The sequence below is a fragment of the Pedobacter folensis genome, from assembly GCF_056490665.1.
This window is the reverse complement of the sequence record NZ_JBWJIF010000002.1, coordinates 473,393-494,968: the sequence shown is the minus strand read 5'-3', so window position 1 is coordinate 494,968 and position 21,576 is coordinate 473,393. Positions and strand designations below refer to the sequence as shown.

Annotated in this window: 22 protein-coding genes; 12 read left to right on the top strand and 10 right to left on the bottom strand. The window is 39.0% G+C overall.

Annotation, left to right across the window (positions count from 1 at the left end; all coding sequences use genetic code 11):
* The first annotated feature begins 71 nt into the window (after nt 1–71).
* From AC04QZ_RS10750 to AC04QZ_RS10740, 3 genes are read left to right on the top strand one after another with little or no spacing between them, the layout of a single operon-like run.
* Nucleotides 72–1,280, top strand: a complete 1,209-nt coding sequence (locus tag AC04QZ_RS10750) for a sensor histidine kinase (RefSeq protein WP_086548542.1) — start codon at nt 72–74, stop codon at nt 1,278–1,280.
* The gene (locus tag AC04QZ_RS10745) at nt 1,261–1,770 is read left to right on the top strand and encodes a DinB family protein (RefSeq protein ID WP_478357769.1); all 510 of its coding nucleotides are present in this window, start codon (nt 1,261–1,263) and stop codon (nt 1,768–1,770) included. The genes AC04QZ_RS10750 and AC04QZ_RS10745 overlap by 20 nt, the downstream gene beginning before the upstream one ends.
* Nucleotides 1,760–2,182, top strand: a complete 423-nt coding sequence (locus AC04QZ_RS10740) for a hotdog fold thioesterase (RefSeq protein WP_086548540.1) — start codon at nt 1,760–1,762, stop codon at nt 2,180–2,182. Before AC04QZ_RS10745 ends, AC04QZ_RS10740 begins: the two co-directional genes overlap by 11 nt.
* 94 nt (nt 2,183–2,276) lie before the next feature.
* On the opposite strand, the gene AC04QZ_RS10735 is transcribed toward AC04QZ_RS10740, so the two are convergent.
* Nucleotides 2,277–2,642 carry a DUF6249 domain-containing protein gene (locus tag AC04QZ_RS10735; RefSeq protein ID WP_086548539.1) on the bottom strand — a complete coding sequence of 122 codons (366 nt, stop codon included), beginning with the start codon at nt 2,640–2,642 and terminating at the stop codon, nt 2,277–2,279.
* A gap of 139 nt (nt 2,643–2,781) precedes the next feature.
* Here AC04QZ_RS10735 and AC04QZ_RS10730 point away from each other — a divergent pair, with 139 nt between their 5' ends.
* From AC04QZ_RS10730 to AC04QZ_RS10715, 4 genes are all read left to right on the top strand, one after another.
* A complete protein-coding gene (locus AC04QZ_RS10730; RefSeq protein ID WP_478357768.1) occupies nt 2,782–3,348 on the top strand; it encodes a Crp/Fnr family transcriptional regulator in 567 nt (188 codons plus the stop codon).
* A gap of 69 nt (nt 3,349–3,417) precedes the next feature.
* Nucleotides 3,418–3,738, top strand: coding sequence for a DMT family transporter (locus AC04QZ_RS10725; RefSeq protein ID WP_057931064.1), 321 nt, complete (start codon nt 3,418–3,420; stop codon nt 3,736–3,738).
* A gap of 562 nt (nt 3,739–4,300) precedes the next feature.
* Entirely contained in the window at nt 4,301–4,882 is a 582-nt protein-coding gene (locus tag AC04QZ_RS10720; RefSeq protein WP_478357767.1) for an RNA polymerase sigma factor, read from the top strand.
* Nucleotides 4,879–5,361, top strand: a complete 483-nt coding sequence (locus AC04QZ_RS10715; protein ID WP_478357766.1) for an anti-sigma factor family protein — start codon at nt 4,879–4,881, stop codon at nt 5,359–5,361. The genes AC04QZ_RS10720 and AC04QZ_RS10715 overlap by 4 nt, the downstream gene beginning before the upstream one ends.
* A gap of 196 nt (nt 5,362–5,557) precedes the next feature.
* On the opposite strand, the gene AC04QZ_RS10710 is transcribed toward AC04QZ_RS10715, so the two are convergent.
* The 5 genes from AC04QZ_RS10710 to AC04QZ_RS10690 form a co-directional block, all read right to left on the bottom strand.
* A complete protein-coding gene (locus AC04QZ_RS10710) occupies nt 5,558–5,749 on the bottom strand; it encodes a cold-shock protein (protein ID WP_010599196.1) in 192 nt (63 codons plus the stop codon).
* A gap of 104 nt (nt 5,750–5,853) precedes the next feature.
* Nucleotides 5,854–6,780, bottom strand: a complete 927-nt coding sequence (locus AC04QZ_RS10705) for a hypothetical protein (protein ID WP_478357765.1) — start codon at nt 6,778–6,780, stop codon at nt 5,854–5,856.
* 69 nt (nt 6,781–6,849) lie between these two features.
* Nucleotides 6,850–7,725 (bottom strand): phosphodiester glycosidase family protein, encoded by an 876-nt coding sequence (locus tag AC04QZ_RS10700; protein ID WP_478357764.1) that lies wholly within the window; start codon nt 7,723–7,725, stop codon nt 6,850–6,852.
* Nucleotides 7,726–7,938: 213 nt separating this feature from the next.
* Nucleotides 7,939–10,455: a zinc-dependent metalloprotease gene (locus AC04QZ_RS10695; RefSeq protein WP_478357763.1), complete on the bottom strand. Its 2,517-nt coding sequence runs from the start codon at nt 10,453–10,455 to the stop codon at nt 7,939–7,941.
* 92 nt (nt 10,456–10,547) lie between these two features.
* Entirely contained in the window at nt 10,548–11,636 is a 1,089-nt protein-coding gene (locus tag AC04QZ_RS10690; protein WP_478357762.1) for an aspartyl protease family protein, read from the bottom strand.
* Between the two features lie 211 nt (nt 11,637–11,847).
* Here AC04QZ_RS10690 and AC04QZ_RS10685 point away from each other — a divergent pair, with 211 nt between their 5' ends.
* The 4 genes from AC04QZ_RS10685 to AC04QZ_RS10670 are packed head-to-tail and all read left to right on the top strand — an operon-like array spanning nt 11,848 to nt 15,818.
* Nucleotides 11,848–13,176 (top strand): D-alanyl-D-alanine carboxypeptidase, encoded by a 1,329-nt coding sequence (locus tag AC04QZ_RS10685; protein WP_478357760.1) that lies wholly within the window; start codon nt 11,848–11,850, stop codon nt 13,174–13,176.
* Between the two features lie 30 nt (nt 13,177–13,206).
* Complete coding sequence (locus tag AC04QZ_RS10680) at nt 13,207–14,232, top strand: glycosyl hydrolase family 18 protein (RefSeq protein WP_478357759.1); 1,026 nt, start codon at nt 13,207–13,209, stop codon at nt 14,230–14,232.
* Between the two features lies 1 nt (nt 14,233).
* On the top strand, nt 14,234–15,280 hold the full coding sequence (locus tag AC04QZ_RS10675; protein ID WP_478357757.1) for an aminotransferase class I/II-fold pyridoxal phosphate-dependent enzyme: 1,047 nt from the start codon (nt 14,234–14,236) through the stop codon (nt 15,278–15,280).
* 37 nt (nt 15,281–15,317) lie between these two features.
* The gene (locus AC04QZ_RS10670) at nt 15,318–15,818 is read left to right on the top strand and encodes a phosphoglycerate mutase family protein (RefSeq protein WP_478357756.1); all 501 of its coding nucleotides are present in this window, start codon (nt 15,318–15,320) and stop codon (nt 15,816–15,818) included.
* Between the two features lie 136 nt (nt 15,819–15,954).
* Here AC04QZ_RS10670 and AC04QZ_RS10665 read toward each other — a convergent pair whose 3' ends face one another.
* The 4 genes from AC04QZ_RS10665 to porX form a co-directional block, all read right to left on the bottom strand.
* Nucleotides 15,955–16,638 carry a M15 family metallopeptidase gene (locus AC04QZ_RS10665; protein ID WP_478357754.1) on the bottom strand — a complete coding sequence of 228 codons (684 nt, stop codon included), beginning with the start codon at nt 16,636–16,638 and terminating at the stop codon, nt 15,955–15,957.
* Nucleotides 16,639–16,713: 75 nt separating this feature from the next.
* On the bottom strand, nt 16,714–17,940 hold the full coding sequence (locus AC04QZ_RS10660) for an alanine dehydrogenase (RefSeq protein WP_086548528.1): 1,227 nt from the start codon (nt 17,938–17,940) through the stop codon (nt 16,714–16,716).
* A gap of 73 nt (nt 17,941–18,013) precedes the next feature.
* Nucleotides 18,014–18,430, bottom strand: coding sequence for a tRNA (adenosine(37)-N6)-threonylcarbamoyltransferase complex ATPase subunit type 1 TsaE (gene tsaE, locus AC04QZ_RS10655; RefSeq protein ID WP_478357753.1), 417 nt, complete (start codon nt 18,428–18,430; stop codon nt 18,014–18,016).
* A gap of 157 nt (nt 18,431–18,587) precedes the next feature.
* Nucleotides 18,588–20,141 carry a T9SS response regulator signal transducer PorX gene (gene porX, locus AC04QZ_RS10650; RefSeq protein ID WP_478357752.1) on the bottom strand — a complete coding sequence of 518 codons (1,554 nt, stop codon included), beginning with the start codon at nt 20,139–20,141 and terminating at the stop codon, nt 18,588–18,590.
* Nucleotides 20,142–20,252: 111 nt separating this feature from the next.
* Between porX and AC04QZ_RS10645 the strand changes: the two genes are divergently transcribed.
* Nucleotides 20,253–21,476, top strand: a complete 1,224-nt coding sequence (locus AC04QZ_RS10645) for an HD domain-containing protein (RefSeq protein ID WP_478357751.1) — start codon at nt 20,253–20,255, stop codon at nt 21,474–21,476.
* Nucleotides 21,477–21,576 lie beyond the last annotated feature (100 nt).

Genomic DNA, 21,576 nt, shown 5'->3' with positions numbered 1-21,576 from the left:
TAAGGTTTTTGAAAAAGCATAATGGTTTGATGTTTTTTTCGTTTTGTTATTGTAATTTGGCTAGCTAAAGCATGAACCCTTATCAAAAGAAACGCCGCTGGAAGTTTTTCCTTCTCATTTTTGCCATCTTAATTGGCATTGCCTCAGTATTTTACACCGATTCTTTTGTAAAAAAAATGGAACGCGAAGAGGCGGACCAATTTCACCTTTGGGTGAAAATTCAGGAGCGGGCGATGTTTCTCTACGATAACGATGATTATCGCATAGTGGTTGAAACCGTGAGAAAAAATACGAAAACGCCTGTAATCATGACCGATTCGGCCGGAACCATTACCTCCTTTAATGGGCTCGATAGTACTAAAACCAACTATCCCATTTCGGATGCAAAACTTACTTATGACAGCCTATATTTTGTAAGGCAGTTAAGGCAAATGAAAGCCCAGCATCCACCGGATGAAATGAATATTTTTGGCAGAAAATTTAAGGCTTATTATCGTGACTCCTTTATTTTAACGCAGTTGAGGTATTTCCCCTATATCCAGATGGGCGTTATCTTTCTTTTTCTTTTGACGGCTTACGCAGCGTTTAGTTCAGCCCGGAGGGACGAACAAGACCATGTTTGGGTGGGTTTGGCTAAAGAAACGGCCCACCAGCTGGGTACACCAATATCATCACTGATGGCCTGGACAGAGCTGATGAAATCGAAATTTGATGCAGAAGATGACCCGCTGATTGCCGAAATGGAGAACGATATTAAAAGATTGGAAATTATTACCGACCGTTTCTCGAAAATAGGTTCTAAACCGATACTCGAAGACCATACGGTTTATATCGTGGTGAGCGATTTTATCCGCTATTTTAAGGTGCGTACATCCGACAAGGTTAAATTTAGCATTACCGGTGATGAGCAGGTAAGGGCGATGTTAAATGTTCCATTATTTGATTGGGTGATTGAAAACCTGTTAAAAAATGCGGCCAATGCCATCGAAAACGAAGGCTCGATTTCCATCAATATTATAGAAAATTTAGCCAAGGAGCAGGTATTTATTGATGTGAGTGATACCGGAAAGGGTATTCCAAGATCTAAGTTCGATGCAGTTTTTCAACCCGGCTATACCACGCGTAAACGTGGCTGGGGACTGGGCTTATCGCTTACCAAACGGATTGTAGAAAATTACCACAGTGGAGAAATTTTTGTAAAAGACTCTGAACTGGGTAAGGGCACAACTTTTAGAATAATATTAAAAAGCAGTTTAAGATATGAACCGACCACAGCCTAACGAATACCCAACCTGGGGCGAAACCTATATCAGTAAAGTTGATCGGGATATTTTCGAAATTTTAAACGATCAGATGCAAAGTCTTCCGGCCTTGTTTAGGGCAAACGCCGATAAGGCTGATTATGCCTATGCCGAAGGTAAATGGACACTGAAAGAAATGTTAGGCCATATTATCGACGCTGAACGTGTTTTTGCTTTTCGCATGACCTGTTTTGCCCGGAAAGAACAGCAGCCTTTACCTGGTTTTGAAGAAGATGATTATGTAATCAATGCCCGCTTTGCCCAACGCGATCTGGAAGATTTGATTGAAGAATTTATTGCCCTGCGTAAAGCTAATTTATACCTTTTTAAATCTTTAAACGAAGAAGAGCTCAACAGAAAAGGAATTGCTTCGGGCAGAGAAATTAATGTAAAATCTATTTTATTTATTGTTGGCGGACACATTATTCACCATGTTTCCATTTTAAAAGAACGTTACCATGTGGTTTAAAAACTTTACGGTTGATGAGCTGAACAACCGCCCAAAAAATCATCTTGGAGCCTTGCTCGATATCAGATTTACAGAAATTGGTGAAGATTTTATTATCGGAACCATGCCTGTTGATGAGCGCACGCACCAACCTGCCGGAATACTGCACGGAGGTGCCTCAGTGGTTTTGGCCGAAACCTTGGGTAGCATTGCTTCTTATATGTGTATCGATCCGGAGAAATATGTTGCCGTGGGTTTAGAAGTAAACGCCAACCATTTACGACCAGTAAAAAGTGGTTTGGTTAAAGGCATCTGCAAGCCTTTACATATTGGGGCCAAAACTCAGGTTTGGGAAATTAAAATTTACGATGAACGCGGAAAAATGAACTGCATTAGCCGCTTAACCGTTGCGATTATTAACAAACCGCAATAAAAAGCAGTCAAGTTTTACAGCAAACTGGCTATGAAACTTGACTGCTCTGATCAGACTGAGAATTCATGTTATCAGATAGCAATACCTGACAACACTATAACATTTTATTGTTATCCAGCCATTTCTTCTCTACCAGGTAAGAAACAATTAGCCCCAGTCCGCCGAAAATTCCGATGCAACCAAAGTAAATGGCTACTGATTGACCTTGCTCACTATTCGTCATATCGCTGCCGAATACGCCCCTAACGGTAAAGAGTGCTACCAATAAGCCAACCCCTAAACCAACCAAGAGCAAGCCGAACTTTAAACTTAAAAACGGTTTTGGGGTAGCCTTATGCACTCCCGGATCGATTCCCCTTTCGATCATTGCCATTTTCTCCTTATTTGATAAATAGCGCATTCCGAATACCATTGCGAATGCACCTAAAAAAAGTGAGATGGGAACTAATATACCTACCATGATTATAATTTTTTAATTTGTAAATATTCTATTGTCTAAATTGAACCGTGTTCTGTGTATTATGACTACATGCTTTTTAATCAGGTTACACCCTTGCTGAAAAAAAATCGATAGCTTTATCAAACATTCAAAAATCCCCTTGCACAATCAATTAAAAAATATAGAAATTTTTAAGCCGCTCAGTAATGAAGCTTTAGAAAGGTTAGCTGCTGTTTCCAAACCAGTAGTACATTCAAAGGGAACGATATTAATCCACGCAGATAAAACAGAACCTTATTTCTATATCCTCGAAAGCGGTATTGCCCGGGCCTATTCTGATGGCGAAAACCAGCAGATTACCTTTTGGTTTGGCGAAAGCGGTGCGGTTCTTTTTTCTTTTAACAGCTATATTAATAACCGCCCGGGATACGAAAATATTGAGCTTTTAGAAAATTGCTGCTTAATTCAAATCAGGCTAACTGATCTTTTTTTACTCTACGACCAACATTTAGAAATTGCCAACTGGGGCAGAAAAATTGCGGAACAGGAATTAATTGCTACAGAAAGAAGGTTAATAGACCGGGCTTTTAAAGGGGCGGCAGAACGTTATCAGGACTTTGTAAATCAATCTCCTGAGCTGATTAAAAGAGTGGCTTTAAAACATATTGCTTCTTACCTGGGCGTAACACAGGTTACACTGAGCAGAATAAGGGCTGCGCATAAATAAAACCATTTTTTAACATTTGTAAAATGTTGCCTGATAAATGTGCCTTAAATTTGCAGAAACACATTTATTATGAACTGGATTATCTTAATTATTGCCGGCCTTTTTGAAGTTGGCTTTACCACCTGCCTAAAATTATCGAACAATTTTTCGAATATAAAATGGAGTACCGCTTTTTTTGTCTGCATTATTTTAAGTTTTTTATTGCTAAATAAAGCCACTCAAACTTTACCCATGGGAACTGCCTATGCTGTTTGGACAGGTATCGGTGCTGTAGGAACCGTAATTATCGGCATTTTCTATTTCAATGAACCCGCAACCTTCTGGCGGATATTTTTTATCTGTACGCTTATTGGATCAATTGCAGGATTAAAGTTCTTCGCTTCGCATTAGTGCGTGGCACCTTGCGAAGTTTAACAGGCCCCGGAGCAGGATGAAATTTCGCAAGTTTCGGCACGCCACAACATTTCATTTCTAGGATTTGCAAGGTGCACACATGATGTTCATAAACCTGATGGCAGCGGCAGCTCCCGACTTCACGTCGGGACTATAGCGAACAGCAGGACTACAGTCCGCCATGAAAAACTGCCCTTTCATTTCCAATAAAAAAAATGATCTCTTCTTGGTGATCAGCTAATTTTCTTTTTGGAGCGCAGCGCCTGCATAAAAAACCAACCTGGTTCCCGTGTTGCGCTTGTACGCTTTGGCTTCGTACCTCAGCCTGCAGGGTACCGCTTCAACCGGGGCCAAATGGCCAGAGCAGCATTTCATTTTTAGGGCTGCCATGAGCACACACGATGTTCATAAACCTGCTGTTCGCCATGAAAAACTGCCCTTTCATTTCCAAAAAACTATACTAAGTTTATTATCCACCAGGCAACGAATAAATAATAAATCTCTTTAATGATGTTTCACGTGTAACCTACTTATCTTTAATGTAGTCTTATTGCTAAACATGGAGCAAAAACCTACAGATTTAGAGCTGATCCAGAAGGTATTGAATGGCGAAACCGATCAGTATGCCTTGTTGGTAAAACGCCATCAGCGGTTTGTATTTACCCTTGCTTTACGTTTTTCGAAAAACAGGGAAGATGCCGAAGAAATTGCGCAGGATTGCTTTGTAAAAGCCTATAAAGCATTGGGAACCTTTAAACAAACGGCTAAATTTAGTACCTGGCTGTACTCGATAACGTATACCACGGCCATGACTTTTTTAAGGAAAAACCGTTTAGATACCACATCAATTCATGATGAAGGTGCCATATTGCAGCTCGAAAACCAGACTTCCAGTTTTAATGCGAATGGTTACGAGAAACAGGATAGCCATGCTTTTTTAAATATTGCCATTACCCAGCTTTTACCAGACGATGCCGCTATTATCACGCTATTTTATAAGGGTGAACAGAGTTTGGAAGAAATTGGCGAGGCGCTGCATATGGAGCCCAACACGATAAAGGTTAAGTTGCACAGAGCGAGGCAAAGACTTAAAGAAAAATTACAATATTTGTTAAAAGATGAAGTAAAGGAGTTACTATGAACACAATAGAACAACAGCTTTGGGATTATATTGATGGGAATTTGGATGATTCTTCAAAAAAAGCCATCGAAGAAAAAATAGAATCGGATGCTGAGATTAAATCGCAGTACGAGGATCTGTTAAAGCTCAATTTAGTTTTTAATGAGCTCGATCTTGACGAACCCTCTATGTCGTTCAACAGGAATGTAATGGAAAGTATTGCAGCAGCCCCGGCCCCGGTAGCAATGAAAACGAAGGTCGACAAAAAGATTATTTATAGCATTGGGGGCTTTTTCCTGATCTCTTTACTAGCCTTAATCGGTTATGTGTTTTATAAGGTTAAGCTCGACATGCCTGCATTCGATTTGAAGGTGAATTTGGATTTCAATTTAAACCAATACATTACACCTACGGCTATTTATGCGTTTCTTTTTGCAGACCTGGTGATTGGATTAATTTTTTTGGATCAGTTTTTAAGGAAGAAAGTTGCCCAGAAGTAAGAACGCTAAATAGCGCCCGCAGATCAAAGTGATTGACGCAGATTTTATTCATCTGCGCTATCTGCGACATCTGCGGGAATTCAACAGGTCCTGAATAAGTGAAAAAGATCCCGAAAGAGTTCAGTCCTCGAAAAATAAAACAAAAAAAGGCCGCCATCGCAAGAAAGCAGCCTTCTCTGTAAATATGATAAATAAATTAAATTACTTTCACATTAACGGCGTTTAAGCCTTTTTTACCGTTAGCAACTTCGTACTGAACTTTGTCGTTTTCACGGATTTCGTCGATAAGACCTGTTGAATGAACAAAAATTTCGCTATCGCCATTCGCAGGGATGATAAAGCCAAAACCTTTAGTTACATTGAAGAATTTTACTGTGCCTTCTTGCATTGTATTAAATATTAAAATTAAGTATGCAAGGTAAGTTTTAATTTTTAAAATCAAAATAAATTTTAACATTTTTTTAACGTTAAAATTTTGTAAATAGCAGATTACTAAGGCTTTTTAATTGCCTTCCCAATTATTGTTAAAGTAATTTCGCTATTGTGTGGAATCCCCAGCGTTGTTCCGGGAGCCACATCAAAAAGGTTTCGAACGTAGATATCGGCTATGCCCTGTGCCACTTTTTTCTTAGCCTCCTTATTCTCCGGAAGCACGTTATAAATCGTTTTTACATGTATGCCTCCCTGAAAATCAACAACGGCTGCAACCTGGTAAGCAAAATCTTTATAAGCCCGGTCTATCCGAATAATATACTGCGGAAACATGTAATCGTAAGCCTCGGTTCTATTGTTCGCACGGTCTACCGTACTGATTTTTTCTACCCGTGCAATTTTACTTTTAGGGATAAACTGAACCGGGTCTGTAGCAGCGAAAGCATCATTACTATTCCGGTTTACCTTATTACATCGTTCCAGAATAAAAGCAGTATCGGCTTTGGTTGGTTTTTGCAGGTCAGCAGCCGTGGTTTTTAATTTATTTTTAATGTAATCCTGTGCGTAAAAGGTCATGTTTACATCCGAACGTACATCGGCGGCAATCACCCTTCCTTCTACCTGCACACGCTGAAAAACCAGGCTATCTTTACTGATGTGTTTCACCTTAAAAAATTCTGCGGCGAAATTATATACGTTTCCGTGATCGTACTGCATATAAAATTTCTGCATCTTCTTTTTCTGCGGACTCCAGGCCGACATGGTATCTTCTTTAACCACTTCAATAATCCAGGATGGTTTTTGCATAAAACCTTCTGCGTTAAAAGAAAGTCCATTTTTAAACCGGCGTTTTACCTCTTGATAGCGAATGGCTTTTACAGGCTCGAAAGTAAAATCTCTTAAAGTTGGATCGCTGGTTTTAGAGCCAAATTTACAGGCAGAAAGCATCAGCACAAAAAAGAAAAAGTATATTGTATTTTTAATCATTTCAAGAAAATCTTTGGCTAAAATAAGTTTTTTTAACCAGAGCTAAACATGCTTGTTATAGATGCCGGTTTATCTGCGGGCTTGTTTTTTCACCAAAATGACATTAGCTACTTTACGCTGCCCTTCGTGGTCCCATTTTTTATTGTCGGTTGGATAGTTAACAACACCATTATCGGGCATGCCGTTTACCCATAAAGTGGTAGAACCACCACCATCAAAATTAATGGCACTGGTACAGCCTAACCAACGCATTAATTTGGTTAGTTCGAACAAACTCATGCCTGCGGAGTTTTCATTTCTTCCGTCAACGGTTAACAAAATTACCCTCCCGTTTGGTTTTATGCCCAGGCAGGTGCGCGGATGACGCAAGCGGTTAAATCCAGCTGTATCTAGTATTTCATCAACACGGTTTAAGGTTAATAATGGTCCATTTAGCAAAACATTTTGGGCAGTTAATTTGGTTTCCCAGTCGGTTGTTCCATCCCACTTTTTGATCGAAATCTTTCCGTTTTCAATAACAAGCGCTGCTTCCTGGTGCCTTGCCCGATTGCCATGCTTGTCCAGGCGGTTAGTATTAATGGTTTTTCCGTTAACGCGAACAAAATCTACTGAGCCTCCATTTTTCACATCAAAAAAATTGCCGTTGACCGCAGCAATTGCGGTATCGCGCAGTCCAATACTACTGGTCGCAATCAGTTCCTTTTCTTCTGCACCAATGGCGAATACTGCTTTTCGTCCTGTATTTTTAATTTCGAGAAAAGAAATATTTTCGTTTGCAGCGAAAAGATTTTTCTGATCAAAGTGATGCCGGTATAAAACCACCTGTTTGGCAACCCTGTTTTTCTGCCATTTGGTTTTTACGATCGTTAGCGAATCTGCACTTTGGCCAAAAACAGATAAACTGCAGGTAAATAAAGCAATGGCAAATGTTATTTTTTTAAGCATGATAGCCGTTTTGATCATAAAATTAAAAAACTGTTGTGGGTTTAGCTTAAAGCATCAAGAATTATACAAACGAGCCAAAACAAAAAACGGAGCGATCAATTTAATGATCTGCTCCGTCCTTTTAATTTCGATTGAGTAGATTAGATAATGAGTGAATTTGGGCGCTCAATAAGCGAACATGCTATCATTCAATCCCTCCAACATTTAATTATTTTATTTCTTCGGATCTAAAATATCTTTAATTCTGATATTTAAATCTTCATAGTGTGCTTTGGTAATGGCATCGCCCGCTGCTGCCCTGGCTTTTGTTGTAGCCAATAAGGTTTTCAACTCTGCCCTAACCAATGGTCTGATATCAGATAAGCCAACATTGATTGGCGTTAAACCATAACTTGCAGCATAATCTGCAGGGAATCCAACCGGAAGTTCTGCTTCTTTGGTCATTAAATCTTGTAAACGGTCTACATAAGCACGTTGTAAATTACGTTTAAATGCATCTGCTCTTCCTGCAACAAATACCGATGATCTTAAGTCAGTAAATAATTCAGGCAAGGTGTATGCTTTGGCTGCACCGTTTTTAGTTTCGTTATCTAACAAACGTGCAATACGCGGAGCAGATAATAAGTTGCCTAAAGTATTCGCTTGAACACTTTTAATGCGGTTTAACAATACACCGTTATCAAATTTGCTCAACTGATCATTGCTGATTAACCAAAGTGGCGTCGTAAATAGCTGTTGATTGAAAAAGGTAACCGCTTCCTTTTGTTTTGCTTTAGGCAAATAAGCGTAAACCGGTCCTTTTTGCTCGTAGGTTTTAAAGTTTTCGCTTAATCCACCAACGTTTGCAGCCACATGTCCCATATAACGGTTAAACTGGCCAACAATTTCTGTGTAGATTTCTTTTAAATCGCTATAGTCTTTTCCTTTTTGGTAAGTCCATTTTTCTACATTAGGTAAAATGCGTTTTAAGTTGGCAATACCATAAGTACTTGCTTTCATCGCATTGTCGCCCAAATCTTCGCTTTGCAAACGAGGATCTAATGAAGTTCCCTGGCGGCCATAGAAATACAGCGGATTACCTGCATTTTTTAATGTCCACTGATCTAAAATTTCTTTTTCCTGCTCTGCAGTTTTGTTTCCAGGAATCCAGGAGTATCCCCATTTCACTACCCATTTATCGTATTCTCCAATTTGAGGGTGAAGTTTGGTTACGCCATCGCCAGGTTGAGCGATGTAGTTAAAACGCGCATAATCCATAATAGATGGCGCAGTACCATGTTTATCTGTAAATGCTTTCGAACGCAATGAATCTACCGGGTAAGCATAGCTTGAGCCAAAGTTATGAGGTAAACCTAAAGTATGGCCAATTTCGTGTGAAGAAACAAAACGGATCAATTCGCCCATTTGTGCATCAGTAAATTTAGCTTTACGTACTTCTGGGTTAATGGCTGCTGTTTGTACAAAATACCAGTTGCGCAACAGGTTCATTACATTATGGTACCAACCAATATGCGTTTCTAAAATCTGTCCGGTACGCGGATCGCTAATGTGCGGACCATAAGCATTTGCAATATCTGATGCAAAATAACGAACAACCGAATATCTCGAATCTTCTACACTAAATTGAGGATCTTGTTGCGGTGTTGGTGCTTCTTTACCAATGATGGCATTTTTAAAACCAGCCGCTTCGAATGCCACCTGCCAATCGTTAATACCCTGGATTAAAAACGGCACCCATTTTTTTGGTGTTGCAGGATCGATATAAATTACAATCGGTTTTACCGGTTCTACCAATTCACCACGTTTGTAAGCATTGGTATCTTTCGGAACTAAATTCCAGCGGTGGATATAGGCTGTACGCTCTGCCTTTTGTGCATTGGTTCCATAATCAATTTGAGATTGACCAAAGAAACCAACTCTGCTATCCATTATTCTGGCTTTTACAGGGGTTTTTGGCAATAACAACATCGATGTATTGAATTCGAAAGTAACTGCTCCATTACTATTATCGGTTGGAGATTCTGCTGCACGATATGTTTTAGCTGTTTTTACTTCAACGTTAATAGGGAAAGTTTTTACCGTATCGATATAAGAACGTGTTGCATCGTACATGGTCACTTTATAAGCCTTGCGGATCTGATCGGTAGCACCAATCGCCATTACATCACCGTTATAGAAATCGGTAACATCAATTACAACACCTGTAGTGTCTTTATTATAAGCTTTAATTTCAAAGCTGGCTAAAATCTGTGCAAGATTAGAGTTTTGTACCGATTCGTACATATCGCTGTTCGGATCGGCTTTTGTTGAATAACTTGGTACGCGAATGTAAACTTGTTTACCTCTACGCTCCCATTTCCACACTTGTTCGTTTAATTGTTCCCCACCATACTGCTGGTTGCCAACTTTTACGCCCGCAGGTACTTTTGCTAAACGGGTAACCACAAGCATTTCGCGGTTGATCATCGAATCTGGTATCTCAAAATACCATTTATCGTCTACTTTGTGTGTTTTAAATAAACCGTTTGTTGTTCTGGCTTTTGCGGTAATTACTTCTGAGAATGGTTTAATTCCTTCTTTTTTTGGAGCTGCTGCCGGAGTTGCAGTTGGCGCTGCTGGAGTTGCTCCTTTTGTGGTTTTAGATTTTTTCTGGGCATATACGGAACCTGATCCGGCTACACCAAGTGCTACGATACCTGCAAGGGCAAGTACCTTAAAGTTTTTCTTCATGTGTATATAAAAGTTAGTTTGCTTGACAATAAGAGGTTAAAGTTAGAATCTTGTTACACGACAATTGTTTTGTAACTGGAAAATTACGCTTTTCAGATCCGCTTTTCAAGGCGCACCACCTTAAAATAGACTTGATTATCTCTAAAAATTTCGAAAATTACATTTCTATCGGCTTTCGATTTAAACATTTCGGTCAGCTCGTTTAAAGTATAAGCATCTACGCTTTTAAAGTTTACCGCAATAATTTCATCATCAGGACATAGTCCCGCTTTTTCTGCCGGGCTATTTTCGTCTATCTCGCCAATCAATACTCTTTTATACTCTTTCTGATCGAGATAAAGCACCATACCGATCATATCGTGCTCGAAAGGGGTTTTACTTAATCCATTGGGTTTAACATAAATAAAGCCTTCCTGGTAATTAAACTGGATGTTAAATTTCCGCAATAAATCAGCCCCTAAATTTCCATTTCGCTTTGATAAATCGATCTTGTCTGCAATAGTCTTAAAATCGGGAAATCCGGCAACAACGTCTTTAAAAGGATAACCTCCAACATTAAATTTACCTACGCGACCCACGTATCCTTTAATCTGCCCACTGATACTCATCCCGAGATTAGCTTTGATTTTTTTTTCAGGCAGGGGGAATTCAGTTCCATTTAACATTTCGAGTGATAAAGCATGGCTGGCACCGGTATCCATTAAAAACCTGGCCTCAACAGCTTTGCCCCCGGGAACATCAACAGTGGCCAGAATATATGGTTTCTGATTCTCTATCTCAATGGGTATTTTTTTTCCACGGTATTTAATCTTGGCGTAGCGATCGTAAATAATCAGCCTATTTTCACTGTAACGGATATCAACAATAAAGCTGTTAAAAAAACTAAAGCCCAACAATCCATAAATTTTCAGTCCCAAGTGCCCCGACAGGTTAAAAAGATCTTCTTTTAAGATTGCCGTTGGTATATTCTTAATGTTTGTGCTGCCTACTTTAACATCGAGACTTTGAGAAACATAGGCTTCAACGGTTTCGATGCCCAGGCCAGAAACTTTAATTTTACGGAGTTTACTAAAATTCAAAGAATCGATAATGGATGGATCGGTAATAATCATCGGTCCAACGCCGGTATCTAGCACAAAATCATAGGGTCCTTTCCCGTTTACGTATACCGGAATAACCATTAGGTTTTTAATGCACTTAAAAGAAATGGACTGTTTTTGCCGGTTTCTTTTAAAAAGGAATTCCTGTCCAAATCCGGAAAAAGTAAGCAATACCAAGCCCAAACAAATTGTGAATTTGCGTAAACAGATTATTACACCGGGGCTATATTTGGTTAACATTAAACTAAATTTAATAAATTAGTTGATAATTATGTCCCCCTAAATTTAGAACATGTTTCCTTTAAAAAGCTATAATTTTATTTTTCTTGCATTTGTACTCGCTGTTTGTTTGTTAACGGGTTGTTCAACCAATAAGATCATTTCGAAAAAAGTAGCTAAAACATTCAAAAATTCGCAGGTAATCAAACAGTATCAGGTGGGTTTCGCGCTTTATAATCCTGCAGATCAAAAAATGATTTATCAGAAAGAAGCCGATAAGTATTTCACACCCGCATCTAACACCAAACTTTATACTTTTTTTGCGAGTTTAAAAATGCTGCCAGATTTAATGCCTGCTTTAAAATATATTGAGCGGAATGATTCATTGATTTTCTGGGGCACAGGCGATCCGGCTTTTTTACAGTTTGCCGTAAAAGACAAATCGGCTTACAATTTTCTTTTGGCTTCGAACAAAAAACTATTCTTTTCTCCGGGAAGATATTCGGGAAGTTTTTTTGGCGACGGCTGGTCGTGGGATGATTACGATTATTATTATCAGCCAGAAATTACCGAAATGCCAATTATGGATAACATGGTTACTTCTACTTATCTTACTCCAAATAAAATCAACATCGAACCAAAGGTTTTTGCGCCCTGTTTTGAAATAGATTCTACCAAAAAAGCTGGTAGTTTCCAGGTAAGCAGAGATTTTTTAAGCAATCGTTTTCATTATCCGGCCGTTTCAGTGCCGCCAGGTTATAATCAGCAAAACCCATATAAAACCAGTGCACAGGTTACCGTCGAAATATTATCAGATACCCTGCACAAAGCAGTGGGCATTGTCGATTTTAAAATACCCTCCTATGCTAAAACTTTACCGGGCGCTAAGCGCGATTCGGTTTTAAAACACATGATGTTACCCAGCGATAATTTTATCGCCGAACATTTGTTATTGGTTTGCTCCAATCAGATTGGCGATACATTGAGTACTACAAAAGCGATTGATTACATTACTAAAAACTACCTTTCTTTCTTGCCCGATAAAGTAAAATGGGCTGATGGATCTGGACTGTCCCGTCAGAATTTATTTACGCCGCGTGATAATGTTTACCTTCTCGATTCCATTTACAAATTGGTAAACAATCCGGAAAAGCTTTTTAACCTGTTACCTGCAGGTGGAAAAAGTGGTACTTTAAAAAGCGCTTACCCCAAAACCGACAAACCTTTTGTTTTTGGGAAAACCGGCTCGCTGGGTGGTGTTCATAATCAAAGTGGCTATGTACTCACTAAGAAAGGTAAAACCTATATCTATTCTTTCATGAACAACAGCTTTGTAAAACCAACTGCCGAGGTACGTGCAGAAATGGTGAGGATAATCACTTATATACACGATAATTTTTAAGTATATGTAACATCAGTTAATACCTACCCTATGAAAAAAATCTATTTATTGATGGGCATTTCTATCCTGCTGGTCATATCATCCTGTAAGAAAAACGATCCCATAACCGATCCTACTGGACCTCCTATACCTGCAACACCCTATATACCCGACAATAGTTTTAAAATTGTGAGCTATTTTCCTAGCTACCGGGATCCGGCGGGTGTGGCAGATTCGAAGTTCAAAATGATTACGCACCTCTTTTATGCTTTTCTAAACCCCAATACTGACGGAAGCTTAGCGACATTGGAACAACCTGGTCGATTTACAACCGTAATGCAAAAGGCTAAGGCTAATGGTGTAAAAACAGGCATATCGATATCGGGCACGAAAAGTATTTTTGTAACCATGGCGGCATCTGCAACGGCCAGAAACCTGTTTGTGAAAAATGTGCTAACTTTTGCCAAAACAAACAATCTGGATGGCGTAGATATGGATTGGGAATACCCAAGTACCAGCGATGGATCGGCAGACAATTACGTGCTCCTGATGAAGGAACTTTCAGATTCGTTACACAAATACCATAAATTTTTAAGTGCGGCCATTACCCCGGGTGTATATGCCGGCAGTATTAGAGATGGATTAAAATCGGAAGTTTTCCCTGTTTTAGATTTCTTTAATATTATGGTTTATGATGGCATTGGCTGGGATAAAAACGAACCTATTCAACATGCATCGTACAACATGGCCGTTGCCAGTTTAAATTATTGGTTAAGCACCCGTGGCATGCCGAAGGAGAAAGCTGTTTTGGGTATCCCGGCTTATGGTAAAAATGCGAGTAACTCGGCCAAGGCCTACCGTGATTTTGTAACCGCGGGGGCCGATGTAAGTTTAGATAATGCATTAATTGATGGCGTTCAATTTTACTTTAATGGAACGATAACCACCAGAAAAAAAGCTAAACTCGCCAAAGATATGGCAAATGGAATCATGTTCTGGGAATTCTACCATGACGACAATGGCGATAAATCTATTATCCGTGCTGCCAATGATGAGCTTGGGAGAAACTACAATTAATATGAAACCTAACTTCAGATCGATTGATCAGCCTTTTGCTAACCACATAAATATTGAGGGAAAGACCTATTTATATTTTGGCGGAACAGCTTATCTGGGCATTCCCAAAAATCAGGATTTCATTGATTTATATATCGAAGGGATTAAAAAGTTCGGTTTAAACAACGGAACAAGTCGTACCAACAACATTCAATTAGGTATTTATGATGATGCCGAAAAAGTAGCTGCACTACGCTACGGAACTGAAGCCGCACTGATTACGTCGAGTGGTTATTTGGCGGCGCAGCTTACCGTTAAAGAACTGTCGAAATTAGGAAAAGTAATTTATGCTCCGGCTACACACCCCTCGCTTTGGCTGGCAGAAAATCAAACCAAAAATTTAATGTTATTTCGAGATTGGGCTGCAGAAACGATTGAAAGCATAAATTCATCGGAAGAAAAAACCTGGGTTTTGATCAGCAATTCGATGAACAACCTTGTGCCCGAAATTTATGACTTCGACTTTGTAAAAGAGATCCGTCAGGATAAAAATATAATTCTTGTAGTGGACGATTCGCATGGAATCGGTGTAAATAATAACGGGACGAGCGCTATCGCAAATCTTCCCAAACAAGAAAACATCGAAAATATAGTGGTTGCCTCGATGGCAAAAGCACTAGGTGTAGATGCAGGCCTGGTTTTGGCCTCAGATAAAATGATTCTTAAACTTAAAGCCGCAAACACCTTTATTGGTGCTTCTCCACCAAGCCCAGCCGCACTTTATGCCTTTATCCATGCGGAAGAAATATATCGAAAGGCCCTAAATAAACTGAAAAACAATATGGCAATGTTCGAAACGGTTTCAAATCTTACCTGGAAACACGAATATGGTTTTCCGGTCTATCTGCTGGGCGATGTAAACTTTTCAGAACGTCTTTTACAACAGCAGATCCTGATTTCGTCTTTCCCTTATCCAAATCCCAACGACAAAATTTTAGATCGTATAGTCCTTTCTGCCTGGCACGAAAAAGAGGATATTGAAAAGCTGATAACAGCTATAAATTTTTAACCTTTCCTTATCCAATTAATTTTTCAATATTTATAACATGAAAAAACTGTTCGTATTCCTGTCGTTAACGCTTCTCTTTGCCAATGTAATTTCTGCACAAACCACCAATGTTTGGATTGTTAGACACGCAGAGAAAGATAAGTCCAATCCACAGGATACCAACCCCAATCTCTCTGATGAAGGAAGGATTCGTGCAGGAGATTTAGCAACCTACTTAAAAAAGGTAAAATTCGATGTTGCTTTTGCCACCCCAACTAAAAGAACGCACCAAACCCTAGATTCGCTAGTGATTCCGAAGGTGATCGATTATAAAGACATTAAATCGCTTGTTGACAGCATTAAAACCAATTATGTTGGCAAAACTGTTATTGTAGCCGGCCACTCGAACACCGTACTGGAGATTATTGAAGCCTTTGGCGGCAAAAAGCCTAAGGAGGAATTAACAGACGATGATTACGATTATATTTTTGAATTATCAGTAAAGGAAGATAAAGCAAGGGTAAAAATGGAGCAATACGGGAAACCGCATCATTTGTAAACCTGCCATCGTCATACTGAACTTGTTTCAGCGTCTACTTATTTACCCAAAAGATCCTGAAACAAGTTCAGGATGACGAGACTAATCTGATATGCTCCCAGCCCAATAAACCAATGACAGCTGAACTAATGAACCCTTAAAGCTTCTCGAAGGGAATATCCATCAAGTCGTACTTTTTCCATCCCGAAAAATCGTAGTGCCACCATTCGTTCTCTAGTACGTTCATCTGGTATTTACGCATGATAGCGATCAGAAAATCGCGGTTTTTCTTAAGCTCTGGCGATACATTTTCGTATTTCGCAGCAGCAGCGGCCAAAAAACTATCGTAAGGGGTTGGCATTGGTATTTCTTTACCTGTTTTCAGGCTAATCAAAGTTAAATCTACCGCACAACCTCTGTTATGTTTAGATCCTTTTGCCGGATTGGCCACAAAATTTTTATCGCTGGCCTTTTTATAAAACTCAATGGTAACCGCATAAGGACGATAACCATCAAATATTTTCAAGCCATAGCCTTTTTTATTTAATTCCTTCTGGATTTTTTTTAATGATGTTACAACTGGTTTTCGGGCAAAAGCCCTCGCCTGTTTATACATTACCTGCTGCATAAAGTTGTTCTTAGTGGCGTAGCGGATATCTAACTTGATATTGGGAATGGCTTTTTTGATTTCAACCAGTTCGTTATCCGGATTTGTTTTGATCGCTGCTAGGTATTGATTATAGGAACTTATCACCACCAGCTTTTTTACGCTTAGAGGTTTATTTTGAGCGCAAGCCACCACCGAGAGGAAAAGAAATAACGTAAAGAGGTTGAATTTCATTTTTTTTAATGTCAAGTAGCAAGTGTCAAAAGGTAACCCATTATCCAGCTCACATCGTCCATTTTACATTTTTGCTTATTGATTCGAAACCACCAATAATTCAAGATCTTTAAAGGGCAGATTAAACATATCAGACAGGTCTTTATTAGTACAATTACCCTGATAAATATAAAGTGCTTCGCGAATACCCGGATTATTCCAAACCATGTTCATTAAACCGCCAAATTCACCTATATCCAATAAAATGGGAGCAAAAATATTCGTTAAAGCGTAAGATGCCGTTCTCGGTACACGGGAAGCTATATTGGGTACACAATAGTGAATTACATCGTATTTTCTAAACACGGGATTGGTGTGGTTGGTCACCTCAGAAGTTTCAAAACAGCCTCCCTGATCAATGCTTACATCAATTACCACCGAATGCGGTTTCATGCGTGCAACAGTTTCTTCCATTACAATACATGGACTGCGGCCATGGCTTGCTCTAATGGCACCGATTACCACATCGCAGGTAACAATGGCTTTATTCAAAACGATAGGCTGCATTACCGAAGTAAATACCCTGCTACCCAAATTATTTTGCAGGCGGCGTAAGCGGTAAATGGAACTATCGAAAACTTTTACTTCGGCCCCTAATGCCAAAGCTGTTCTGGCGGCATACTCACCAACTGTTCCTGCGCCCAAAATGACAATTTCCGTTGGTGGAACACCGGTAAAGCCACCAAGCATTAAACCTTTCCCGCCTGTTACATTGCTCAAATATTCTGCAGCAATTAAAATGGAGGTAGACCCCACTATTTCGCTCATGGCGCGTACCACACTGAGTACATTCCCTTCGTCGCGAAGATTCTCAAAACATAATGCATTAATTTTTTTCTGCATTAATGCCTTCAGGTAATCTTGCTTTAAAGTTCCGGTTTGCAACGAAGAAATGAGTGTTTGCCCTTTATGCATCATCTCGATCTCTTCTAACATGGGTGGTGCAATTTTCACCAGGATATCAGCATCGAAAACTTCTTTTTTGTTATAGGCAATTTTAGCACCCTGTTCAGCATATTCGGTATCCGAAAAATTTGCGCCTGTGCCCGCTCCGCTTTCCAAAACCACACGATGCCCGTTGTTAACGAGCAGCGCCACAGATAAAGGGGTTAGCGCTATTCTATTTTCCTGGAAAGAAATTTCCTTGGGTATTCCTATGTATAGACTGTTTTTTTTATTTCTGGTTTCTAACTTTGCCTCTTGCGTTTGTAGTAAACCCTGACGAGCTATATCGGCCATTCCTTCGCGTAATCCTGTAGCCATGTTGAATTAAAATTTTGGTAGTTTTAGGTTGTTCAAGGTAAGGAAAATCTGTTAATTTATTGATAACTAATTGTTATACCTTCGAAAACCTGAATAATCTGCGGTTTTCATCCAGCACATTTATCTCAACCTTAATATGATTTTCGGGCAATAACTCTTCCACTCGTTCCGGCCATTCTATTAAACAAACGCCACCTCCATAAAAATATTCTTCATAGCCCAAATCATAGGCTTCGTGAATATCTTTTATTCTATAAAAATCAAAATGGAACACCGAACCGTTAGGACTTTCATATTCATTAACGATGGAATAAGTAGGACTCGAAACCACGTCATCAACACCTAAATGTTTACAGAAATTTTTAATGAAAGTTGTTTTTCCAGCCCCCATATCGCCCTCAAAAATGAAGACTTTTTGGCTCCCGGCAAAATCTGAAAGCTGTTGTGCAACAGCAGGTAAATCGGCTAAACTATTTACTTCGATATCCATTTTAAAAAAATAAAGGCAAAAGTAATACATAATTGCATTGCTTTTGCCTGATTATTTTGCGATTTGTCAGTCTGAGCCTGTCGAAGACCCAACATAGTAAATTACTGATCTTTCGACAAGCTCAAGATGACAATAGACTAAACGTGTAACTTGATATTTATCTCGGCGAATACGTCACTACCGGAATAATCATTTCCTCCAGTGAAATCCCGCCATGCTGGAAGGTTTCATTGTAATAATTCACAAACTGATTGTAATTATTCGGATAAACGAAATAACTGTCTTCCCTTGCAAAAATATAACTGCTGCTGATATTGATTTTAGGCAACAACGCATCATGAGGATTTTTAATCAAAAACACCTCCTTGGCATTAAAATTAAGGTTTCTACCCTGTTTGTACCTTAAATTGGTGTTTGTACTCCTGTCGCCAATTACTTTAACCGGTTTTTTAACCCTGATTGTCCCATGATCGGTGGTTATGATCACTTTCACCTTTTTCTGAGAGATTTTTTTCAATAAATCCCAAAGTGGCGAATGCTCAAACCAGGATAGGGTTAACGAGCGGTAAGCGGCGTCATCGTTAGCCAGCTCGCGGATCATCTGCATATCGGTACGGGCATGGCTCAACATATCCACAAAGTTGAATACAATGGCGTTAAAATCGTTCTGTAACAAATTATTGGTCTGGTCTACCAAATCTTTTCCCTGTTCGAAAGTTAAGATCTTGTTATAACTGAACTTACAGTCTTTTCTGATGTTGCGTTTAATATTATCGGCCAAAAATGCCTCCTCATGCATGTTTTTCCCACCTTCATCATCATCATTCTGCCAAAGCTGAGGGAAACGTTTCTCCATATCCAGCGGCATCAATCCAGAGAAGATGGCATTACGCGCATATTGTGTAGCCGTAGGTAAAATACTGGTGTACATATCTTCCTCATCAATCCTGAAATATTCAGAAATTAATGGATTGATAATTTTCCACTGATCGTAACGTAAATTATCAATCAGAATAAAAAATACTGGTGTAGTATCGCTAATATGCGGGAAGGCCTTTTTCTTTAATAACTCGTTAGAAAGTAAGGGCGCTTTATCTTTTTCTTTAATCCAGCCTAAATAATGTTCCTCAATAAATTTAGAAAACTGTGTATTGGCTTCCTGTTTTTGCATGGTCAAAATTTCATGCATCTGCGGATCGTCGAGTTTTTCTAGTTCCAGCTCCCAGAAAACGATTTTTTTATACACATCCACCCACTCTTCATAATTGAGCCTATCGCCTAGGGTCATCCCCAACCGGCGGAAATCCTGTTGATAAGCCATAGAAGTTTTCTCGCTTACCAGACGTTTGTTATCAATCAGTTTTTTAATGGTTAACAGAACCTGTTTAGGGTTTACAGGCTTGATCAGATAATCATCAATTTTACTACCAATCGCATCCTCCATCAAATTTTCTTCTTCACTTTTGGTAATCAGCACAACAGGTACATCGGGATTAAGGTTTTTAATGGCCGAAAGGGTTTCAATCCCGCTCATCCCTGGCATATTTTCATCCAAAAAAACCAGATCAAAATGAGCTTTCCCAAAGGCCTCTAACGCATCGTTCCCGTTGGTAAATGTGGTTACATTGTACCCTTTATCATTTAGCAATAATATATGCGGTTTTAATAAGTCGATTTCATCATCGGCCCATAATATTTTAGTTTCTTGCATGTTTTTGTAAAAATAGGTAAGTATTGCCTTTTAATTTTGGCAGGTAAATCAAACTATAAATAAAAATAGCAATTTTTGTACCGTATCTATCTATTTAACTATTTTTAACGATTGAACAAGAAGAAAATAATAAATGACCCGGTATACGGTTTCATCAGCATTCCATCCGAATTAGTTTACGATGTGATCTCACATCCTTATTTCCAGCGTTTGCGTTATATCAAACAGCTTGGAATGACACATTTGGTTTATCCGGGGGCATTACATACTCGTTTCCATCATGCTTTAGGTGCCATGCATTTAATGAGTTTGGCCATTAATCTTTTAAGAAGTAAAGGGCATAACATCACCGAGGGCGAAGAAGAAGCCGCCATTTTGGCCATTTTACTGCACGATATTGGCCATGGCCCTTTTTCGCACGCATTAGAACATTCTTTGGTAAGTGGAATCAAACACGAAGATATCTCGGCAAAACTGATGCACGATTTAAACGCACATTTTGATGGGCGGTTAACACATGCCATCGAAATTTTTAACGGCACCTATCCTAAAAAGTTTCTTCATCAATTGATTTCTGGTCAGTTAGATCTCGATAGAATGGATTATTTAAACCGCGACAGCTTTTTTACAGGGGTTAGCGAAGGGGTAATCAGTTTCGACCGGATTATTAAAATGTTTAACGTTTACGACGATAATCTGGTAATTGAGGAGAAAGGCATTTATTCTATCGAGAAGTTTTTAATTGCCCGCAGGCTGATGTACTGGCAGGTTTATCTGCATAAAACCGTTATTTCTGGCGAGATGATTTTGGTAAAGCTATTGGAGCGTGCCAAAGAATTATCAGTCACAGGAACCGATTTATTTGCTTCACCCTCATTAAATTATTTCTTAAAAAACGATATTAATGAGGCCAATTTCTTCGCCCAGCACGAAAATCTTGAACATTTTACCAACCTGGATGATCAGGACATTTATGCCGCAGTTAAGGTTTGGACCAAACACCCGGATAAAATTTTGTCTACCTTATGTAAAATGCTTACTTCCAGAAATCTTTATAAAGTAGAAATGGGTAATGAAATGGCAAATCAAGACCGTGTAAACTTTTTGCAGGATGCCGCGGTTAATTTATTAGAAATTAAGCCGGAAGAAGCCAGTTATTTTGTTTTTACCGATTCTATCCAAAACCGTGCTTATAATGCAGGCGTTGGAAATATTAAGATTTTGATGAAAAATAACGATATTGTAGATATTGCAAAGGCCTCTGATTTATCAAATCTGGAGTCGCTGCAAAAAACTGTAGAAAAATATATCCTCTGTTACCCCAGAGGGATTTAAGGTTATTTAACAAAATATTTAACTTTTAGTGCCGTTTTAAGTCTTATTATTGTGTAAAATATACACAGTTAACCCGAGCAGGTTTTTTTGTTCATATCAA

Excerpts from the sequence above, each read along its gene's own strand:
- AC04QZ_RS10750 (WP_086548542.1), top strand. The coding sequence starts at position 72 with ATGAACCCTTATCAAAAGAAACGCCGCTGGAAGTTTTTCCTTCTCATT.
- AC04QZ_RS10745 (WP_478357769.1), top strand. The coding sequence starts at position 1,261 with ATGAACCGACCACAGCCTAACGAATACCCAACCTGGGGCGAAACCTAT.
- AC04QZ_RS10740 (WP_086548540.1), top strand. The coding sequence starts at position 1,760 with ATGTGGTTTAAAAACTTTACGGTTGATGAGCTGAACAACCGCCCAAAA.
- AC04QZ_RS10735 (WP_086548539.1), bottom strand. The coding sequence starts at position 2,642 with ATGGTAGGTATATTAGTTCCCATCTCACTTTTTTTAGGTGCATTCGCA.
- AC04QZ_RS10725 (WP_057931064.1), top strand. The coding sequence starts at position 3,418 with ATGAACTGGATTATCTTAATTATTGCCGGCCTTTTTGAAGTTGGCTTT.
- AC04QZ_RS10720 (WP_478357767.1), top strand. The coding sequence starts at position 4,301 with ATGGAGCAAAAACCTACAGATTTAGAGCTGATCCAGAAGGTATTGAAT.
- AC04QZ_RS10715 (WP_478357766.1), top strand. The coding sequence starts at position 4,879 with ATGAACACAATAGAACAACAGCTTTGGGATTATATTGATGGGAATTTG.
- AC04QZ_RS10710 (WP_010599196.1), bottom strand. The coding sequence starts at position 5,749 with ATGCAAGAAGGCACAGTAAAATTCTTCAATGTAACTAAAGGTTTTGGC.
- AC04QZ_RS10705 (WP_478357765.1), bottom strand. The coding sequence starts at position 6,780 with ATGATTAAAAATACAATATACTTTTTCTTTTTTGTGCTGATGCTTTCT.
- AC04QZ_RS10700 (WP_478357764.1), bottom strand. The coding sequence starts at position 7,725 with ATGCTTAAAAAAATAACATTTGCCATTGCTTTATTTACCTGCAGTTTA.
- AC04QZ_RS10695 (WP_478357763.1), bottom strand. The coding sequence starts at position 10,455 with ATGAAGAAAAACTTTAAGGTACTTGCCCTTGCAGGTATCGTAGCACTT.
- AC04QZ_RS10690 (WP_478357762.1), bottom strand. The coding sequence starts at position 11,636 with ATGGTTATTCCGGTATACGTAAACGGGAAAGGACCCTATGATTTTGTG.
- AC04QZ_RS10685 (WP_478357760.1), top strand. The coding sequence starts at position 11,848 with ATGTTTCCTTTAAAAAGCTATAATTTTATTTTTCTTGCATTTGTACTC.
- AC04QZ_RS10680 (WP_478357759.1), top strand. The coding sequence starts at position 13,207 with ATGAAAAAAATCTATTTATTGATGGGCATTTCTATCCTGCTGGTCATA.
- AC04QZ_RS10675 (WP_478357757.1), top strand. The coding sequence starts at position 14,234 with ATGAAACCTAACTTCAGATCGATTGATCAGCCTTTTGCTAACCACATA.
- AC04QZ_RS10670 (WP_478357756.1), top strand. The coding sequence starts at position 15,318 with ATGAAAAAACTGTTCGTATTCCTGTCGTTAACGCTTCTCTTTGCCAAT.
- AC04QZ_RS10665 (WP_478357754.1), bottom strand. The coding sequence starts at position 16,638 with ATGAAATTCAACCTCTTTACGTTATTTCTTTTCCTCTCGGTGGTGGCT.
- AC04QZ_RS10660 (WP_086548528.1), bottom strand. The coding sequence starts at position 17,940 with ATGGCTACAGGATTACGCGAAGGAATGGCCGATATAGCTCGTCAGGGT.
- tsaE (WP_478357753.1), bottom strand. The coding sequence starts at position 18,430 with ATGGATATCGAAGTAAATAGTTTAGCCGATTTACCTGCTGTTGCACAA.
- porX (WP_478357752.1), bottom strand. The coding sequence starts at position 20,141 with ATGCAAGAAACTAAAATATTATGGGCCGATGATGAAATCGACTTATTA.